The following is a 17,229-nucleotide window of genomic DNA, read 5'->3' as shown; positions in this document are numbered from 1 at the left end:
TCAGTTATTAGGTGCTTACGACTTTTCAATTAGTTTTTTTAATTCATTCTTGTCATCAACAGTATCTAATTTAGTTTTCATTTTTATGCAATTTTTGGTCTGTAGTTCTCTTGTATTTTTACTGAGAGATGAGTTCAGAGTCGGTTTCAAAAAAATAACCGAGAATATAAAGAGAATCTGGATCATACCGGTTTTTCTTGTTTTGGATTTTGGCTTACAAATAGTAATAAATAATCTTATTTCTACAAATTCAACTAATCAAAATGGACTCGAGCATTTGATTCAAAGTAGTAGTCCAATCGGAGTTATGTTATTAAGCATACTTGTGGTTTTAGTTGGTCCTGTTGTGGAAGAAATCATTTTTCAATATTTCATTCAGAAATTAATAGTAAAGAATAGTCTTTTGAATTTAGGTATTAATAAAAAATTAACTATAACTATTAGTATTTTGGTTGCTACGTTATTATTCATGATGTTTCATATGCAGACGTGGAGTGATATAACTAATTTAACGTTTCTGGGATATTCCGATTTAATTTTCTTTGCGATTTTATATAGTGCTCGCGACGATAATTTGATGTATCCGATTATTTTACATGTTTGTTCTAATACGATTGCCTTTTTATCTGTTTTATTGTAAAAAAATAAGTCTTTGTGGCAAAAAATGCTGACTAATAAGTTTATATTGAGATATAAATAAACTATATAGTGTGTTCGTTACAGCGGCGTTATAATATGGCTGTATTTAAATAAATTAATACTGGAGAGCTATGATGAATATGCTAATGATTCTTTTGGGCGTTGTTCTAGTAGTTTTGTCTTTATATCAATTTTATACAGTAAGAGGGACGTTTAAACGGCTAAAGAGTGGAGAGACCACAAGTACATCAACGTTTGTTGTATATGGCTTGTGGACGGGATTAATTGTAGCGGTTTTTCTATTGATTGGTGGAATTGGAACGATAATTTATTTTATTTGAAAATAGTTTAATAAAAAGTGGCTCTCTACTATAAATCAGTAAAGAGCCACTTTTTATATATTTAGAAATAAAATAAGGTTTATTTTTTAACCCAATTCTCGTGCGGCCTCGCGTTTACGCAACCAAGGCATAACGAAACCTAATCCGAATAGCACGATAACAGTAATGAAGTTCAATAATAACTGATGGTTAAAGGCACCAGTACCAAACTTAGCTTCTTGAGGAATGAAACCTAAAGTAGCACAGACAAAGGTAAAGGCTAAACACCAACCACCAACGAGTAAGGCACCTGTTCTATTTTTGATGAAGGTATAATCTGAATGGAATTTGTCTTGTTGCCAACGCATTGCCACGAAGGCGAAGAATACCCAGCAGGTCTTATATGGTGAGATGATTCCGTTGATATTCAATAACCAATTATAAATAGTATTAATATTTGGCAAAGTACCTGTCAATAATAATAGGAACAAACTCAAACCAGTTGTCATAGTGTAACTATGAATTGGACGACCGTTCTTGTTAGTTTTTGTTAACCACTTTGGCATGAATTTATCAGCGACATCACCAGCAAAGACACGACTTGATGCATCTAACAAGACTGCCAATTGAGCCATCATGAAAACGGCTTGAACGACAGCGAAGATATACATTAATAATTTGCCTACACCAAGACTAGTACCTAATAGTTGGAAGGCATAGTAAGGACCGTTCATCTTGAAGTCATGTGGTATATGGTTGGCATTGAAGAACATTGCCAAGGCCAAGGTACCAAAGATGGTTAAGAAACCTGTCATAATAGCTAATAGCCACATGGCTTTAGGAAACTCATGTTTTGGATCACGCATTTGTACGACATAAGGAGCTGCTAGTTCAGCACCAGACATAGCAAAGATCAATAATCCGGTAGTTGAGAAGTATTTCAAACTAAACGATGGTTTGAATGCGCCCCAATTGAATGGTTGTGTGGCAATATGGTGACCATGCATAACTGCATAACCAGCTAGCAATACGAATAGGAATGACATCACAAACATGGCACCTCCACCGATCAGCGAGAGGATTTCTAGAGAGTTCTTTATGACGTTTTCCAATAGAATAAAAATCAAAATGATAATAAAAGTTAAAATTCCAAACCAGAAAGTCGACATTCTTTTATCCAAAGTATTATTACCTAAGAACATCCAACTGAATGAGACAATAACTGAGTTAGAGACATCAACAATGTAAGGCACACTTTGAACCCAATACATCCAAGATGTCCAGTAGCCAAGAGTGTCGTTACTAGAGTGCCGAACCCAAGAAGCAAGTCCTCCGGCCTGGTTATCAAAAGTTAAACTCATTTGACTAGAGATTAAGGCATAAGGAATAACGTAAGAAAAAAGTAGGAAGATCCATGAAATAACCACGGATAGTCCTTGGTTTTGAAATGGATAAAAGATATTTTCAAAACTGATAATGGTAACGAAGTCGATCAGAGCAATGACCGGCCAGCTCATGTAATGTTTTTTATTTGGTTCTAAAGTTTCCAATTTTATTTTCCCCCGAATTGTTTATAAGAATCTTGTTAGAACGGGATTCTTAAGTTAGGGGGCTTCAGTGGCAAGAGCGAACTGTTTAATTTCACTTGTGTATGACCTCAATATGTAGATATAATCAATGCCGTAATATTTTTTATAATAATTATTGCAAAATATAAAAAAACATACCCAGAAAATTATAGGGAAATATATATCATTTGCAATAGTTTTTATGAAAATAATAAAAATAGGGGGAAATTTATGAATTTTCTGAAAATTGCCATCGGTAATGATGTTAAAATCAGCAGTTCTAATGATTGGGAATTAGTTCCTTTCACAAAAGAAATGAATATTGCTGAACTAGCTGCTATTGTCTTGAATCAAAATGATCAAAAGATGTTAGAGCAGGCTAAGGACTTACAACAAACATCAGGATTAGGCATCCCTATTATAAAAGTAACTCATGAACAAATTACGCAAGAAGAATTAGAAAAAATAACTCAACAAGTCAATGAATATACTAAGAAAATGGTACCCGGTTTTTTAACTGATTTAGTTAACTTTGCAGAAGACCGTCCAATTAGTTTCACCACACCTGGTCATCATAACGGTCAATATTATGAAAAGCATCCGGCCGGTGTAGTATTTAATCGTTTCTTTGGTAAGAATCTGATGTTTGCAGATACAAGTGATACAGTTGATGAACTCGGTGACACAATGACTCATGAAGGGACGCCTTTAACCGCTGAACAAAAAGCAGCTCAAACGTATAATGCAGATAAAGTTTATTTTTGTACGAATGGTACAACTAGTGCAAATTCAATTTGTGCCAGTGCCTTATTGGCAGAGGATGATCTAGTATTATTTGATCGCAATAATCATAAATCATTATACAACAGTGCCTTAGTTATGAGCGGAGCCAAACCAGTCTATATTCCAACGGATCGCAATCCTTTAGGTTTAATCGGGGAAATGAATCCAGAAGCCCTAGATGAAAAGAATATTCGTAAAGAGATTGCTAAGGTTGATCCTAAAAAAGCTCAAGAAAAAAGACCATTTAGATTGGCAATTGTTCAATTAGAAACCTACGATGGTGTCTTCTATGATGCCAAATGGATGATCGATAAAATTGGTAAATTGTGTGACTATATTTTGTTTGATTGTGCCTGGGGTGGATTTGAACAATTTGTTCCAATTATGAATCATCTTTCACCTTTGTCATTAGAGTATGGTCCAGATGATCCCGGAATCTTAGTAACCCAGTCATTACATAAACAACAAGCGGGATTGGCTCAAACTTCTCAAATTTTGAAAAAGGATGCTCATTTGAAAGGGCAAGATCGTTATGTTGATCATAAACATTTTAACAATGCCTATTTGAAATTCGTCACATCCAGTTATTCTTATCCAGTTTATGCTTCCTTGACTGTTAATGCCTATGTCACAGCAGGGACTGGCAATAAAAAATGGTGGGATGAGACACTTCGCTTGGGAATTGAATGGCGTAAAGAATTATTGAAAAGATCTAAGCTATTCAGACCTTTTGTACCAGATGATTTCTTGACGATAACTACCGATGAGTTAGCAACAAATAGTAAATATTGGACCCTGAATCCAGATGATTCTTGGCATGGATTTAGAGAAATTGCATCTGGACAAGCGATGATCGATCCACTCAAAATAACCGTTATAACGCCTGGGGTAGATGTTGAAAAAAATACATATCAAACTAATGGAATTCCTGGACCTGTTGTGGCTGAATTTTTGATGGAGAAGAGGATTATTCGGGCAAAGGATGACTTAAATTCATTATTATTTCTACTGACACCAGGTGATTCTAAAGAAGAATTGGATACTTTATTACAAGCCTTTTTAGAGTTTGAAAAATTATATAATGAGGATGCAGCCTTGACTAAGGTCTTACCAAAATTAGCCAAGGTATATCCACAACGTTATCAAGGATATACCTTAAAAAAGTTATGCCAAGAGATGCATGAATATTACCGTGAGAACAAAACTTTTACGTTACAAAAAGGATTGTTTGCCAAACCTGATATGCAGCAATATATAATGACACCAGCTCATGCCGATCAATTATTTATGCGTAATCAAAGTGAGTTGGTTAACTTGAAGGATATTGAAGGTCGAATTGCTGTCGAAGGTGCCTTGCCATACCCTCCAGGGGTATTTATTGTAGCACCTGGTGAGAAATGGGGTAAGATCGACCAAACCTATTTTGAAGTTTTGGTAGGAGCGATTGAACGCTTTCCAGGTTTCGTACCAGAAATTCAAGGTGTTTATTGGGATCAAAAGGCTGATGGAACGATTTCTGTACAAGCTGAAGTTTTGAAAAATAGTTAATTAAAAGAGGGGGACCAAAGAATGGTCTTATCGTGGAAAGAAAAATTACCAAAGGATTTAAGTGAAAAAGTAACAAAGGTTGAGAAATTGATTCAACCACGTCTAGAAGAAATTGATCAACAAGTGTTATACAATCAACAACGTGTTTTGAATTTATTTAGAAAACATCGTGTTGGTGAGGAGGATTTAGTTCCTTCGACTGGTTATGGTTATGATGATATTGGTAGAGATAAGATTGAAGCTATTTACGCTGATTATTTCAAAGTAGATGATGCGTTAGTTCGTCCACAATTTGCTTCAGGAACTCATGCTATTTCAACTGCCTTGTTCAGTATGCTTAGACCAGGCAACACGCTTTATTATTTAACTGGTACACCTTATGATACGATTCAAGAGGTTATTGGATTAGCTGGCGATAAACGCGGCAATATGAAAGAATATGGTATTAACTTTAAGACGACTGAATTACTTGAAGATGGTTCAGTAGATTATGACAATGCCAAAAATGATTTGGCAGACGATTCTATCAAGGTCGTAGCAATCCAACGTTCAAGAGGCTATGCCGTTCGTGATAGTTTTACCGTTGAAAAAATTGCTAAGATGATAAAATTCGTTAAATCAATTCGTCCCGATGTTAATGTTTTCATTGATAATTGTTACGGTGAATTTTCTGAAATGGAAGAACCAACCTTTTATGGTGCTGATATTATGGCTGGCTCATTGTATAAAAATGCTGGTGCTGGTTTGGTTAAGAGTGGTGCTTATATTGTCGGTCGAGAGGATTTGGTAGATGGTGCTGGTTCAAGACTAACAGTTCCCGGTGCTGGTAAAGGCGAGGGAGCAACTTGGGGTTATTTAAGAGATTTCTATCAAGGTTTCTTTATGGCTGCTCATACAACTGGCGAAGCTTTGAAGGGAATGATTTTTACCTCAGCGTTATGTGAAGAAATGGGAATGAATGTTTCACCAAAATGGGATGCACCTAGAACTGATATTGTGCAGACAGTATCATTCGGAGAACCTGATCCAATGGTTAAATTCTGTGCTGCCATTCAACACTTTTCACCAATGAATTCGTTTGTTGATCCAATTCCAAGTCATCAAGATGGTTATGTCGATGATGTTGTTATGGCATCTGGTAGTTTCGTAGAAGGTTCAACGATTGAATTGTCATCAGATGGACCATTGAGACCACCATATTCACTTTATATTCAGGGTGGCTTGTCATATGCACATGCCAAGATTGCAATTACACAAGCCGTTAATGAAACATTTTATAAGTAGAAAAGGTTTGTAAATACTAAAATAAAAGTCCTCTAGTAATTAATATACGATTACTAGGGGACTTTTATTTTAACCGGAACGAGTTATTTTTTCTCGCTATTACAAATTTAAGTTATTTAGAACTTATTATCACATACAAAAACAACATGAATAAATATTTAATTAATAATCAAATCACGTCTTCTATAACCAATATAACCAATACCTATCAAGATAACAGCAATACCAATTTGCCACCAGAAGGTTGCAATATCAAAATTTTTAACCGGAACTTTATCAATAAAACCAAAAGGACTGATTTTGGCAGACCAATCAGGTAATTTCAACAATTTACCAAAATATTGAATAAAGAAGGCTAGGATTAAATAACCATAGTTGATGGCAACTAGTTTAGGCAACCAACCAATAAGAAAAGCTGATATACCAATCAAAACAAGCAATGGAGAGAGATAGCCATAGAAACTTCTAAGGAAGATTGAGAAGTCTAAATAATGACTCATAACGGCGTTACCACCAATATATAGGCCATATAATCCACCAAAGAAAACAGCAATGCTAGTCAAAGTAGCTAAGAATAAAGTAGAAAAGTACAGCCTAGTACGACTGGTTGGAGTGGCATGGATTATTTCTAAATAGCCCTTACTTTCCCCAGTTTTAAGATAGTTTATTAATGAGATTCCAGGAACCAATGCCAATACTGCAAAGACAATGACTAGTAAAGCAATGAATTCTTTGATGATTAAAATATTAGCGGCATTGATAGCTTTGGTATCCAACAATTGTTTCATCATTGGATTAGTTTTGAGAATATCACCTATGGTGTTGAAGACCGAACCGTAAGTGGCACCGAGAATCATAATACCAAAGAACCAGACCAAAATGCTGACTCGATTTAAACGCCACGATAATGAAATTGGTCCACGTAGAAAAATACTAGCATGCGATTTACCTGCCCTAGTAGCAATCAAACCGGAACCAACATCACGATGACTGTTCAAATAAAAGGCCAAAAGGGTCATGATAATCGATAGGATTAACATTAATAAAACGGGTAACCAGTTATTATCTTTGTAAGTTGAAAATTTTTCGACCCAACCCATAGGAACAAGCCAAGTGTATTTAGAATGAGAAACGTCGGTTATCATACGTGCAATGTACATAATCCCGAAAACCAGATATGAAAGAATTGAAGCGGTTCTGGAGTTATCGGTTAATTGGGCAATAACGGCGGCGATACTAGCAAACATGAAACCAACTGCTCCGAGTCCCAAGCCAAGTAAAAAATTACCATTTGTATCGGTACCAGCTAGATTGGCAAACTGTAAACCTAGTGAATAGATTAAACCGATAACTAAATTTAAAATAAAAACTTCGAGTAAAGCGGCGGACAGATTCGATAATCTACCAACTGAATGTGCCTGTATCATTTCTAAAATGCCATCTTCTTCTTCACCACGGGTATTATGAATAATGAAATAGAAGTTCATAATAGCAGCGATAATTGCCATGAAGACAGTCATTTCTGAGGCAAATACATCAGCGGTCGTATAAGGTCCACTAGGCATTTTCCCAAATAAGGACACCATAGCGGGAGTTTTTAAGGTTTTAATGATTTGTTCAATAGCGTTTTTACTACCATACAAGCCATTGAATTTGGCGGCTACGCCCACAAAGAGTCCAATTAAAACGACTGTCCAGACGGATAATCTTAACCAATCTCGTTTAAAACTAAATCGAGTGAGAAAAAATGTTTTTTGAAATCTTTCACTTTTCATTATTTGATCCTCCGTTGTTTGAATCATAATAACGTAAGAAAAGGTCCTCTAAAGTAGGAGGCGTTGCTTGAATTGAGACGATTTGCTTTTGTGAGAGATAGGCCATGACACTTTCTAAGTAATCGGAGTCAACTGATAGTACGGTTTGATTATTACCGAGTTCAACGTTATGTACTCCAGACATACTAAGTAGTTCAGGTGTTTGAATTTGAGTTTGAACTTTGATAGTAGTTCTAGTTAAATGACGCATTTGTGCTAAAGAACCAGTTTCAACAATTTCGCCATTTCTAATAATGCCAATGTTGTCGCACATTTTTTCAACTTCAGAAAGAATATGACTGGATAATAAAACGGCTTTGCCATTTTTTTTAAGGTTAAAGACCTCTTTTTGAAAGATCTCCTCATTTAAGGGGTCAAGTCCTGAGGTTGGCTCATCAAAGATATACAAATCGGCTTTAGTAGAGAAGGCCGCAATCAAAGCCACTTTTTGACGATTTCCTTTCGAGTAAGTACGTGCTTTCTTGGTAGGATCAAGTTGAAATTTTTTGATTAATTCATCTGTTTTTAATGTGTGGCGACTATGACCGAGCTTTAGAAATAGATCAATAATTTCACCACCAGTTAGATTGGGCCAGAGATAAACATCACCGGGAACGTAAGCGATTCGTTTGTGGATTTCAACGGCATCTTTGAAGACATCTTTACCGAAGATAGTAGCTCGACCACCAGAGGCTCTGAGGATTCCCAAAATGGTTCTAATAGTAGTTGACTTACCAGCACCATTAGGACCGATAAATCCAAAAACTTCCCCCGGATAGATATCGAAAGTAATATTTTTAAGCGCATGAAACTTGCCAAAGTTTTTTTGTAGATGATCAATGTGTAAGATTGGAACATTTTGATTTAACATAATATTTACCCCTAAAATGAAATATTTGTCTTGAATAGTTCACTATTTACCGTGTATATTAAAGCCACTAGTAACCCTTGTCAATAAAGATGAAAGCTAATATTGAACTATTAGAAGCGGTATTTTTCAAAAGGCTATTAGATAGTAATGAAAAATGAAATATCATTACAAAAAATATTTGAGGTAATTATAATGGTTGATAATTTGAAACGTAAAAAAGACAAAAAAGAATCGATTTTAGAAGCTGCTACAAAGGTCTTTGTTAAAGAAGGTTACAAAAAAGCCTCTATAGCAAAGATTGCTAAAGAGGCAAGATCCTCACAGGTAACTTTATATAAATATTTTTCTAATAAAGTTTCCTTAGCTCGAGCAGTAGTTATTAAATTGATAATTGATGGTTATAATGAATCAGAAGCTTATTTGAATGCAACTAATAAAACTTTTGTCGAAAAGATGCAAGATATGATGAATTTTGGTATTTCTATGTCAAATGAAATCAGCGATGATTTTGTGGTTTTTATGTATGACGAATTTAGTGGTAAAAATGGTGATAACAGCGTTATGAAAGTTTATAACGATAATAAACACTCTTTTTGGAAGAAGCTACTGGATCAGGGTAGGGACGAAGGAGCCGTTGATCCTAATATAACAGATGAAGGAGCAATGATATATTTAGATATGTTTGTTGTTCATGCCATGAATTCAGAATTTAACAAATTACATAGTCCAGTTGAAATTAAAAATCATGAAGACGATTTGATGCATCTATTCTTTTACGGTATTATGGGCCGTTAAATAAGGCAATTTGAGTTGATATTCATCGAAGAAGTCACTGTTTAATTTGCCGAATTCGTCAATTAAGGCATGTAATTCTTCAGCCTGTTTGGAGGTTAACTTAAAATCTCTTTCAACGGCGTTTTTGAGTTGTAAATAAGTTGGTCTCTTAGTAAAAGTATGTAGTTTTGTAAATAATTTCATTGCATAATTATCAGCCACGAAAGCTGGACGATGGAAATAATAGAGTAGTAGAACGTCAGCAGTTTCATTGCCAACGCCCTTCATCGCGATTAGTTTTTTCCTTAATATTGGTGTAGATAATTTCTCCCAATCGTCGAAATTATCACGATATGCCGTTAATATAGAACGCAAGTAAACAGCTTTATTATGGAAGAAACCACTAGGTTGAATTAATTGTTCCATCTGTTCAGTTGACAGGGCCAGCATTTTATCAACGTTAAAGTCAGTCGCCATTTTTAAATTAGCCAGAGATTTGTCAGCATTTTTCCAATTAGTATTTTGAATCAGGATCATACCCGCCAGCATATTTTCGTTATTCTCAGCGGGCCACCAATTTTGTTCACCGAGTTTTTTTGATAGGATTTCTAATAGATTATAGATATTAATTTGTGTGTACAAGGTAAATCCTCCTAACAAATATTATCTAATAGAATGGCGAAAAAGTGTTAAATTGTTTCTTGAAGACGTTTTCAGAGTCTTTTTGGTTTATTTCAGAAAATTATTTGTGTTAACATACTTCATGCTGAATTAATTATGGGGGTGTAATTATGTTAGGGGTTATTTTTGTCGTTGGTTCAATTGCCTCCTTAGTCCTAGAGAAATATGTTTTAGCAAATAATTCGCGTGTTTGGTTGGGTGCCATTGTTCCGATATTATCAATTATCTTGATTATTTGGTTAATGTTAACTAATCTCATGCAATTTAATATTTTGAATATAGTATTGGCCGTTGTTTACGTGTCACTTAGCTTTATTTTTTGGGGACAAGGGAACGATTTGTACCATCAAAAAGTTGTTAATAGAATTTATGAATGAAAAAATGCCAGTCAACAAACCTTGAAGGTTGCTGACTGGCATTTTTTAAATATTTATTTTGAGTTAATAATTAGATGATAATGACGAAAGAATTGAGGCAAAAAAGAAAATATAAAGTATAAGTACGGCAATAGCAATAATAAATTGTACAAGACCAGCACGATTCCAAGTAGCTTGGACAGCTTTAAATGTTTCAATATCTTTGTAATCGCCCTTTTGCCATGCCCAAGTGTTTCCTTTGAACCCCACGACAAAGACCCAAATAATATTAAAAAATGGAATTAAGCAAAGCAATGGTAAATAAGTTTTGTTACCTATACCCCAGATAAAGTTGTACATGAAGGCCCCCCAATTCCAACCCTTTATTTCGTCAGGAACTTGTTTTCCATTTTCGTTCATGATAAATACCCCCATATAAAGTTAGCTTTTAATGACTTCAGAATTGGTCAATATAAAATATAATATCCTAAGATTTTAGATAAATGTATTCAACTTTATATAATAATATTTACAATATTTTATATTTATTTGAAATTTTCATAAAAAAAGGATCAATCAAACAAATTATTTGATTGATCCTTTTTGGCTTTAATTCAAACTACCGCCAATAACCTCAATATCACCTTTACCGTCTTGTTTGACAATGGCTCCAATAGCAGCTGTAATACCAGTTACATCGTCAGCCAAAGATAAACATGGTGTATCTGGTCGATCCAATACCTGATTAGGTAAGAATGGTATATGCATGAAACCAGCTTTTATATCAGGGAACTCTTTATCGATCATATACTGAACCTGATACATAATATGGTTGCAGACGTAGGTTCCAGCAGTCGTTGAAACGTAGCTAGGGACGCCAGCTTCAATTACTGCCTGTGCCATAGCTTTAACTGGCAGTTGAGTAAAATAGGCATTTTGACCGTCTTCATGAATTGGTTGGTTTCGAGGTTGAAAACCAGCGTTATCAGCAATTCGACCATCATCAAAGTTAATTGCAACACGTTCTGGAGTCAAGGCAAAGCGTCCACCTGCTTGACCAATATCTAAAACATAGTCAGGTTGGTAATCTAGAATAGCTTGATGAACTACCTCAGCACACTTGTTAAAAATGGTGGGAATCTCTAATTTAATAATTTCAGCACCCTCAATTTCATTGGGTAATTTTTTAACTGCTTCGATAGCAGGATTTATTTTGTCAGTGCCAAATGGATCAAAACCAGTTACAAGAATTTTCATAATTTTCCTCCTCAATTAAAAAGCCAAAAAGTACATTAATATAATTTGAATAACTAATAGTGATAATGCGATTGGTACTTGTTGCTTGATAACACCTAAGTTATCCTTCATTTCCATCAAGGCCACAGGTAGAGAATTGAAGTTGGCGGCCATTGGCGTCATTAAAGTACCACAATAACCTGAGGTCATCCCTATAGCAGCAACAACGGCGGCGTTTCCACCTTGAGCGACAATAAATGGAACACCAATTCCGGCTGTGATGACAGCAAAGGCAGCAAAGGCGTTTCCCATAATCATGGTAAAAATAACCATGGCCACACAGTAGAGGACAACACCCAATAGATGGTTTCCAACAGGGAAGATACCAGAAATAGTTTTAGCAGTAATATCTCCAACACCTGAAGCGGTGAAGATAACGCCTAAGGTAGCAAGCAATTGTGGCAAGATACCAGCTGTACCAACAGAACGAACCATTCTTTCACTATCATGATAAGTTGTTTTGGCGTCGGCCTTGGAAAGAATCATCGCAACTATTAGAGCGACAACAGAAGCAATACCGATACCAACTTGACCACCTAATTTGGTAAATTCGCTAATCAAAATAGAGAGAACAGCTAAGATAATACTAGGAAAGAAGAGCCAACCGCCAAGTTTTTTAGCAGATTTTTCGGCAAGTTCCTTATTGACCTCTTTGAGTTTGCCAACTTTGATTTGTTTCATTAAAGATAAAATTCCAATGAATATAATTAATAGTCCAATAACTAGATTGGGAAGATACCTGCCAATGGCAAAGATCAAGCCCAGAATCAACCAGAACAGTCCAGTACCGATACGAGCTGAATTGTCTTTGTCACGAAATGATTCAATACTAGCGAATATCATGATGATTCCCATCAATACATAAAAAATTTCTAGAATATTATTAGCATTCATGCGATAACCTCCTTATTTATCAATATCGAATTTCTTATCAAAACGAATATTGTAATAGCCAACTATAACGAATGTAATTACCGCTACAGGAATTGAATATAGCACGATGCTAGTAGTTGAGACATTGTGTCCCAGTGATTTCATGGTACTTGCCATTAATAGGACACCGCTAGAAGCGATAAAAAGGTTTTGAGCAAAGAAATTACCGAAGTTATCGGTTGCGGCGGCCCGTGCTTTAATCAAATCAACTTGTTTTTCAGTAAGTGGATGTTTTACACTAGCAGCTGCTTGGGCCATTGGGTTGATCAACGGTCTGATGAATTGCACTTGACCAGATAAGGCGATACCAAAGGCATCGGTTATTTCACGAATAGCTAAATACAAATTGAATATTTTTCCAGCCGATAAGTTTTTGATCTTACTAATGCCATTCACTGCGGCCTGTTTCATACCGTGACTTTCAACAACACCGATCATTGGTAAAGTTAGGAAGAATAATGAGACCATTCGATTATCCATAAAACCTTTACCAATAATTGTAAGAACATGACTAATCGACATTCCAGAGACTAGACCAGTTGCTAAAGCAGCCGCAACTACTACAGCAATAGTATCTAATTTAAATGCAAATCCTAATATAATTATAATAATTCCAATTAATCTTAGATATTCCATATTTAGAACCCCTAACATGATTTATGAGCGTATTATAGCACTATCATTCTAATTGAAGTTAGAATAAAATCATGAAAATTAAAATTTATTTAATCTAGGAAATAAAAAAGCACAGTCAATTCTAATAATTGACTGTGCTTTTTGTGTCTTCTATACCATTATTAATTTTTTATTAAGAGAATAAATCCGAATAAAATTAAAATTCCAAAAACATACTTTGTAAAATGCTCACTATCTATCTTGGAACCCACCCAATTTCCAAAAGGTACAACAATAAAAAGTAGCGGGATAATGATAGCCAGTAGTTTTACAACCGTCATATTCCACATTCCTGAACCTAGTTGGCTCAAAACTACTAAAGTACCTACGCAAACAAAATGACCCTGTAAAATTCCACGTAATTTATCAGAATCCCACTTTTTAATAGTTCCATAAACGACAATGGGAACGCCGTGACTGTTAAAAGAAGCACCTAATATTCCTGAAATGATTCCTGCCAAATAATCATAGCGATTGCTTAAATTTAGTGCGGGGCGAGGATGTTTTAGCGCATATAGATTATAGCTCCCATAAAGAATGATAAACATTCCTAATATTTTCATGATGATTATGGGAGAACCAAGTTTAATGATCAAGATTCCGAGGGGAATACCCAAAATTGAACCAAGAACTAACCTTTTGAGTGTTTGAAGGTCAATATGTTGACGATACTTTATGGCAACGGGTATGGCTACTAGTAATCCTAGGGCACCTATTAAGGCAGTCGAGGTTTGTAGATCGAATGCAATTAATGCAAGTAAAGGCATCGTAACTAAAGCTTCTCCAAATCCGAAGACTGTTCGCATTAGGGCTCCGAAAAGAGTAATTATTATAACGAGAAAGTATGTCACGAGATCAACCTCCAGGAAAGAATATACCCTAGAGACATGATGTCTACTAGGGTATTGTTTAAAGAATTGGTGATAGTAATCTTGAAAAACGTTGTTTGAAATGTAACCATGCACCCTGTTCTTTAATTATCTCTGGAGTTAGGAGCAATGAATCTTTCATGTCATTTTCAAAAGAACGCGCAATTTGGTGAGAGATTTTAGCATCGTAGATAAAAGCGTTAGCTTCGAAGTTCAATGAATAACTTCTAAAATCATGATTCATTGAACCAACAGAACAAATCTTACCATCAAAAACAGACGTTTTAGCATGCAAGAATCCCTTTTGATAACTATAAATTTTGATACCATAGGTAGTTAACAGATTTGCATAATATTGTGTAGCACGATAAATGAATGGATGGTCTGGCATACATGGAATCATAATTCTAACATCTACACCTGACCGTGCAGCAATAGTTAAGGCAGTGAACATCGCATCATCCGGAACTAGATAGGGTGATTGAATCCAGACACTCTTTTTAGCACTGACAATCATATCAATGAAACCATCTTTAAGAATTTCTTCACGGCTGTCAGGTCCATCAGAGATAATTTGGATCGGTAAATTAGCATCGTTGTTAAACTTGTCAGATGGAAAATACTTTTCTAAGAAAGATAGTGGTTCGGCATTACGGTCTAATGAAGCATTCCAGTCACGGAAAAACCTTTCCTGTAAAAGCAAGGTGGCGGCACCAAAAATTCTTGAGTGTGTGTCACGCCAATATCCAAATTTATCAGTGACGTTAACATATTGATCACCAACATTAAATCCACCGATCCAACCGATAGTACCATCAATAACAACATTTTTACGATGCAAGTGATAGTTCAAACGAGTTTTGGCGATAACATTCTTAGAAGTGATAAAGGGTAACACCTCACCACCTGCAGCCTGAAATTCCTTGAAATAACGAGGCTTTGTACCACCTGAACCCCATGGATCATAAAGTAAACGTACCTCTAAGCCCTCCTTGGCTTTTTGGGTAAGTAGTTTTAGGAATTCGTCACCAATATTACTTTTAATAAAAGCATAATATTCAACGTGAACAGTTTCTTTGGCATTTCTGATATCTTCAAACATACGTTTAAATTTTTCTTTTCCGTCAAAGAATAGTTCAATTTCATTATGGCGAGTTAAAGGTGCTTCCTCGGTTTCATTGAAGAAGCGAATTATATGGTCGGCGTAGTGTGTCTCATCGTAGCGAGAAACATTTTGAGGCCTCTTTTGAGCTGCAATTGCCATTCTTTTAAGCTGGCTTAAACTATAGTGTTCTTGTTTACTAATATTGAAAATCTTTTCTTGAGCAATCCCACGGCCCAAGAAAGCATAAATCAAAAACCCTATGATTGGCAGCAATACCAAGACCAAAATCCATGCCCAAGTGGTAACGATGTTACGTGGTCTATGGAAGACGGTGATTAATGCAGAAATGGTATTGACTACCAAAATTATGAGAATTAGCCAGATGATCCAAACATCAATCATAAAATAAATTCCCCTCTATATGTTTATATTAAAAATTTTACTTCAAAACACTAATAAAATCTAATTTATTAGCGTATTAAATTATTAATTCAAAAATAAAGACCCCAATAACTCGTTTTAGAATTATTGGGGTCTTTATTTAGAGATATAAGCCTTAATTTCGATTATCACCAAAGATGATAATCAGACGTAAGAGTTGTAAGGCTGTGGAAATAGCAGCGGCAACATAGGTTAAAGCGGCAGAGAAGAGTACTTGTTTAACCATTGGAACCTCATCACTATCTAGCAAATCTCCTGAGCTAAGAATCTTAATTGCTCGGCCAGAAGCGTTAAATTCAACTGGTAAAGTAACCACTTGAAATAATACGACTAAAGCAAATAACCAAATTCCGATTGTGATCAGTGTATGGTTCATCCCCAAAAGCGCACCGACAATAATCAAAGGAATTGAAGCATTAGAACCAAGATTAACGGCTGGAACCAGTGCAGCTCTGACACGCATTGGCACATAACTAGTTTGATCTTGGATGGCATGTCCACACTCATGAGCGGCAACACCAATCGCCGCAACTGAGGTTGAATCATATGTAGATTCAGAAAGATTCAAAGTTTTATTACCAGGATTGTAGTTGTCAGTTAAGTTACCACTGACCTTATTAATTTGAATATTTTGTAATCCAGCATTATCTAAGATATATCTAGCAGCATCGGCACCACTAATTCCATGATGACTAGTGAACTGATCATACTTTTTGAAATTATGATTTACGTACCATGATGCCCATAGACTAATAACTAAACCAATAATTATCAGTAGATAGCTGGAACCAAAACCGTAACCATATCCGTACATATATTAACTCCTCTTTAATAGATTATTATTGGAAATAGTATAACCATTATTTATGAAGTTTTCTTGAATTGTGTGGTCCAGACGATTAATTTCTATTATTTGAAGAGAAATTTGATCTCTCAAAAAAGTTAAAAGACGTTGAGCTATTTCTAGCTTTTCTTCAGTTGAAATATTCTTAAGAGTGATCATTAAAGCGGCTTTATTTGTTTCTAAATCAAGGTCACTCAAACTTATCAAAGCAACGATTTCTTGGGAATGTTTTTTTTCGACTAACCAATAAATACCTTCATTGCGCATAATTACTTTAGCACTATTGGAAATATATTCGGTTGTAGGATCAATATCTTCGCCCAAAAATTGACTAACATCTTTGAGATTAAAACGAGTGGGAAAATCCCAAATAAAATTTTCAGTCATGAAAGGTCGATAAGATTTCATTTTTATATCAGACAAATACT

At 35.3% G+C, this 17,229-nt stretch carries 18 protein-coding genes; 6 read left to right on the top strand and 12 right to left on the bottom strand.

All coding sequences use genetic code 11. The features are described from left to right. Together CBP76_RS13300 and CBP76_RS04660 are read left to right on the top strand one after the other, a co-directional pair. On the top strand, positions 1-640 hold a 640-nt coding region (locus CBP76_RS13300), incomplete at its 5' end, for a CPBP family intramembrane glutamic endopeptidase (RefSeq protein ID WP_217350195.1). Between the two features lie 133 nt (positions 641-773). Further along, positions 774-980 carry an immunity protein gene (locus tag CBP76_RS04660; RefSeq protein WP_102195781.1) on the top strand — a complete coding sequence of 69 codons (207 nt, stop codon included), beginning with the start codon at positions 774-776 and terminating at the stop codon, positions 978-980. An 86-nt stretch (positions 981-1,066) separates the two neighbouring features. Here the strand turns inward: CBP76_RS04660 and CBP76_RS04655 are convergent, their stop codons facing one another. Beyond that, complete coding sequence (locus CBP76_RS04655; protein WP_102195782.1) at positions 1,067-2,476, bottom strand: APC family permease; 1,410 nt, start codon at positions 2,474-2,476, stop codon at positions 1,067-1,069. A gap of 282 nt (positions 2,477-2,758) precedes the next feature. Between CBP76_RS04655 and CBP76_RS04650 the strand changes: the two genes are divergently transcribed. After that, on the top strand, positions 2,759-4,858 hold the full coding sequence (locus CBP76_RS04650; protein WP_102195780.1) for a putative ornithine decarboxylase: 2,100 nt from the start codon (positions 2,759-2,761) through the stop codon (positions 4,856-4,858). A gap of 21 nt (positions 4,859-4,879) precedes the next feature. Next, complete coding sequence (locus CBP76_RS04645; protein ID WP_102195779.1) at positions 4,880-6,142, top strand: methionine gamma-lyase family protein; 1,263 nt, start codon at positions 4,880-4,882, stop codon at positions 6,140-6,142. Positions 6,143-6,300: 158 nt separating this feature from the next. Here the strand turns inward: CBP76_RS04645 and CBP76_RS04640 are convergent, their stop codons facing one another. Beyond that, positions 6,301-7,917 carry an ABC transporter permease gene (locus CBP76_RS04640; RefSeq protein WP_102195778.1) on the bottom strand — a complete coding sequence of 539 codons (1,617 nt, stop codon included), beginning with the start codon at positions 7,915-7,917 and terminating at the stop codon, positions 6,301-6,303. Then, positions 7,907-8,827 (bottom strand): ABC transporter ATP-binding protein, encoded by a 921-nt coding sequence (locus CBP76_RS04635; protein WP_102195777.1) that lies wholly within the window; start codon positions 8,825-8,827, stop codon positions 7,907-7,909. The genes CBP76_RS04640 and CBP76_RS04635 overlap by 11 nt, the downstream gene beginning before the upstream one ends. Before the next feature lie 192 nt (positions 8,828-9,019). Here CBP76_RS04635 and CBP76_RS04630 point away from each other — a divergent pair, with 192 nt between their 5' ends. Further along, complete coding sequence (locus CBP76_RS04630; protein ID WP_166667180.1) at positions 9,020-9,622, top strand: TetR/AcrR family transcriptional regulator; 603 nt, start codon at positions 9,020-9,022, stop codon at positions 9,620-9,622. Here CBP76_RS04630 and CBP76_RS04625 read toward each other — a convergent pair. Beyond that, a complete protein-coding gene (locus tag CBP76_RS04625; RefSeq protein WP_102195775.1) occupies positions 9,593-10,243 on the bottom strand; it encodes an endonuclease III domain-containing protein in 651 nt (216 codons plus the stop codon). The two genes, CBP76_RS04630 and CBP76_RS04625, sit on opposite strands and share 30 nt — an antisense overlap. A gap of 149 nt (positions 10,244-10,392) precedes the next feature. Here CBP76_RS04625 and CBP76_RS04620 point away from each other — a divergent pair, with 149 nt between their 5' ends. Then, positions 10,393-10,659 (top strand): hypothetical protein, encoded by a 267-nt coding sequence (locus tag CBP76_RS04620; protein ID WP_102195774.1) that lies wholly within the window; start codon positions 10,393-10,395, stop codon positions 10,657-10,659. 63 nt (positions 10,660-10,722) lie between these two features. On the opposite strand, the gene CBP76_RS04615 is transcribed toward CBP76_RS04620, so the two are convergent. The 8 genes from CBP76_RS04615 to CBP76_RS04580 all read right to left on the bottom strand — a co-directional run bounded on the left by CBP76_RS04615 (position 10,723) and on the right by CBP76_RS04580 (position 17,224). Continuing rightward, entirely contained in the window at positions 10,723-11,058 is a 336-nt protein-coding gene (locus CBP76_RS04615) for a ribonuclease G (protein ID WP_102195773.1), read from the bottom strand. A 189-nt stretch (positions 11,059-11,247) separates the two neighbouring features. Then, the gene (gene pcp, locus CBP76_RS04610) at positions 11,248-11,895 is read right to left on the bottom strand and encodes a pyroglutamyl-peptidase I (protein ID WP_102195772.1); all 648 of its coding nucleotides are present in this window, start codon (positions 11,893-11,895) and stop codon (positions 11,248-11,250) included. Between the two features lie 15 nt (positions 11,896-11,910). Then, positions 11,911-12,828, bottom strand: a complete 918-nt coding sequence (locus CBP76_RS04605; RefSeq protein WP_102195771.1) for a DUF979 domain-containing protein — start codon at positions 12,826-12,828, stop codon at positions 11,911-11,913. 12 nt (positions 12,829-12,840) lie between these two features. Then, positions 12,841-13,503: a DUF969 domain-containing protein gene (locus CBP76_RS04600; RefSeq protein WP_102195770.1), complete on the bottom strand. Its 663-nt coding sequence runs from the start codon at positions 13,501-13,503 to the stop codon at positions 12,841-12,843. A gap of 161 nt (positions 13,504-13,664) precedes the next feature. Beyond that, positions 13,665-14,393, bottom strand: coding sequence for a sulfite exporter TauE/SafE family protein (locus tag CBP76_RS04595; protein WP_102195769.1), 729 nt, complete (start codon positions 14,391-14,393; stop codon positions 13,665-13,667). Positions 14,394-14,451: 58 nt separating this feature from the next. Further along, positions 14,452-15,918: a cardiolipin synthase gene (gene cls, locus CBP76_RS04590; RefSeq protein ID WP_102195768.1), complete on the bottom strand. Its 1,467-nt coding sequence runs from the start codon at positions 15,916-15,918 to the stop codon at positions 14,452-14,454. Between the two features lie 154 nt (positions 15,919-16,072). Next, a complete protein-coding gene (locus CBP76_RS04585; protein WP_102195767.1) occupies positions 16,073-16,771 on the bottom strand; it encodes a zinc metallopeptidase in 699 nt (232 codons plus the stop codon). Between the two features lie 3 nt (positions 16,772-16,774). Continuing rightward, positions 16,775-17,224, bottom strand: a complete 450-nt coding sequence (locus CBP76_RS04580) for a hypothetical protein (RefSeq protein ID WP_102195766.1) — start codon at positions 17,222-17,224, stop codon at positions 16,775-16,777. Between the last annotated feature and the right edge of the window lie 5 nt (positions 17,225-17,229).

Origin of the sequence: Companilactobacillus nuruki, from assembly GCF_002872255.1 — a bacterium.
GTDB lineage: Bacteria > Bacillota > Bacilli > Lactobacillales > Lactobacillaceae > Companilactobacillus > Companilactobacillus nuruki.
The sequence above is the reverse complement of the archived record's forward strand: the minus strand, read 5'-3'. Positions and strand labels throughout refer to the sequence as shown.

Excerpts from the sequence above, each read along its gene's own strand:
- CBP76_RS04605 (WP_102195771.1), bottom strand. The coding sequence starts at position 12,828 with ATGAATGCTAATAATATTCTAGAAATTTTTTATGTATTGATGGGAATC.
- CBP76_RS04635 (WP_102195777.1), bottom strand. The coding sequence starts at position 8,827 with ATGTTAAATCAAAATGTTCCAATCTTACACATTGATCATCTACAAAAA.
- CBP76_RS04655 (WP_102195782.1), bottom strand. The coding sequence starts at position 2,476 with ATGAGCTGGCCGGTCATTGCTCTGATCGACTTCGTTACCATTATCAGT.
- CBP76_RS04615 (WP_102195773.1), bottom strand. The coding sequence starts at position 11,058 with ATGAACGAAAATGGAAAACAAGTTCCTGACGAAATAAAGGGTTGGAAT.
- CBP76_RS04650 (WP_102195780.1), top strand. The coding sequence starts at position 2,759 with ATGAATTTTCTGAAAATTGCCATCGGTAATGATGTTAAAATCAGCAGT.
- CBP76_RS04660 (WP_102195781.1), top strand. The coding sequence starts at position 774 with ATGAATATGCTAATGATTCTTTTGGGCGTTGTTCTAGTAGTTTTGTCT.
- CBP76_RS04600 (WP_102195770.1), bottom strand. The coding sequence starts at position 13,503 with ATGGAATATCTAAGATTAATTGGAATTATTATAATTATATTAGGATTT.
- CBP76_RS04620 (WP_102195774.1), top strand. The coding sequence starts at position 10,393 with ATGTTAGGGGTTATTTTTGTCGTTGGTTCAATTGCCTCCTTAGTCCTA.
- cls (WP_102195768.1), bottom strand. The coding sequence starts at position 15,918 with ATGATTGATGTTTGGATCATCTGGCTAATTCTCATAATTTTGGTAGTC.
- CBP76_RS04585 (WP_102195767.1), bottom strand. The coding sequence starts at position 16,771 with ATGTACGGATATGGTTACGGTTTTGGTTCCAGCTATCTACTGATAATT.
- CBP76_RS04630 (WP_166667180.1), top strand. The coding sequence starts at position 9,020 with ATGGTTGATAATTTGAAACGTAAAAAAGACAAAAAAGAATCGATTTTA.
- CBP76_RS04640 (WP_102195778.1), bottom strand. The coding sequence starts at position 7,917 with ATGAAAAGTGAAAGATTTCAAAAAACATTTTTTCTCACTCGATTTAGT.
- pcp (WP_102195772.1), bottom strand. The coding sequence starts at position 11,895 with ATGAAAATTCTTGTAACTGGTTTTGATCCATTTGGCACTGACAAAATA.
- CBP76_RS04645 (WP_102195779.1), top strand. The coding sequence starts at position 4,880 with ATGGTCTTATCGTGGAAAGAAAAATTACCAAAGGATTTAAGTGAAAAA.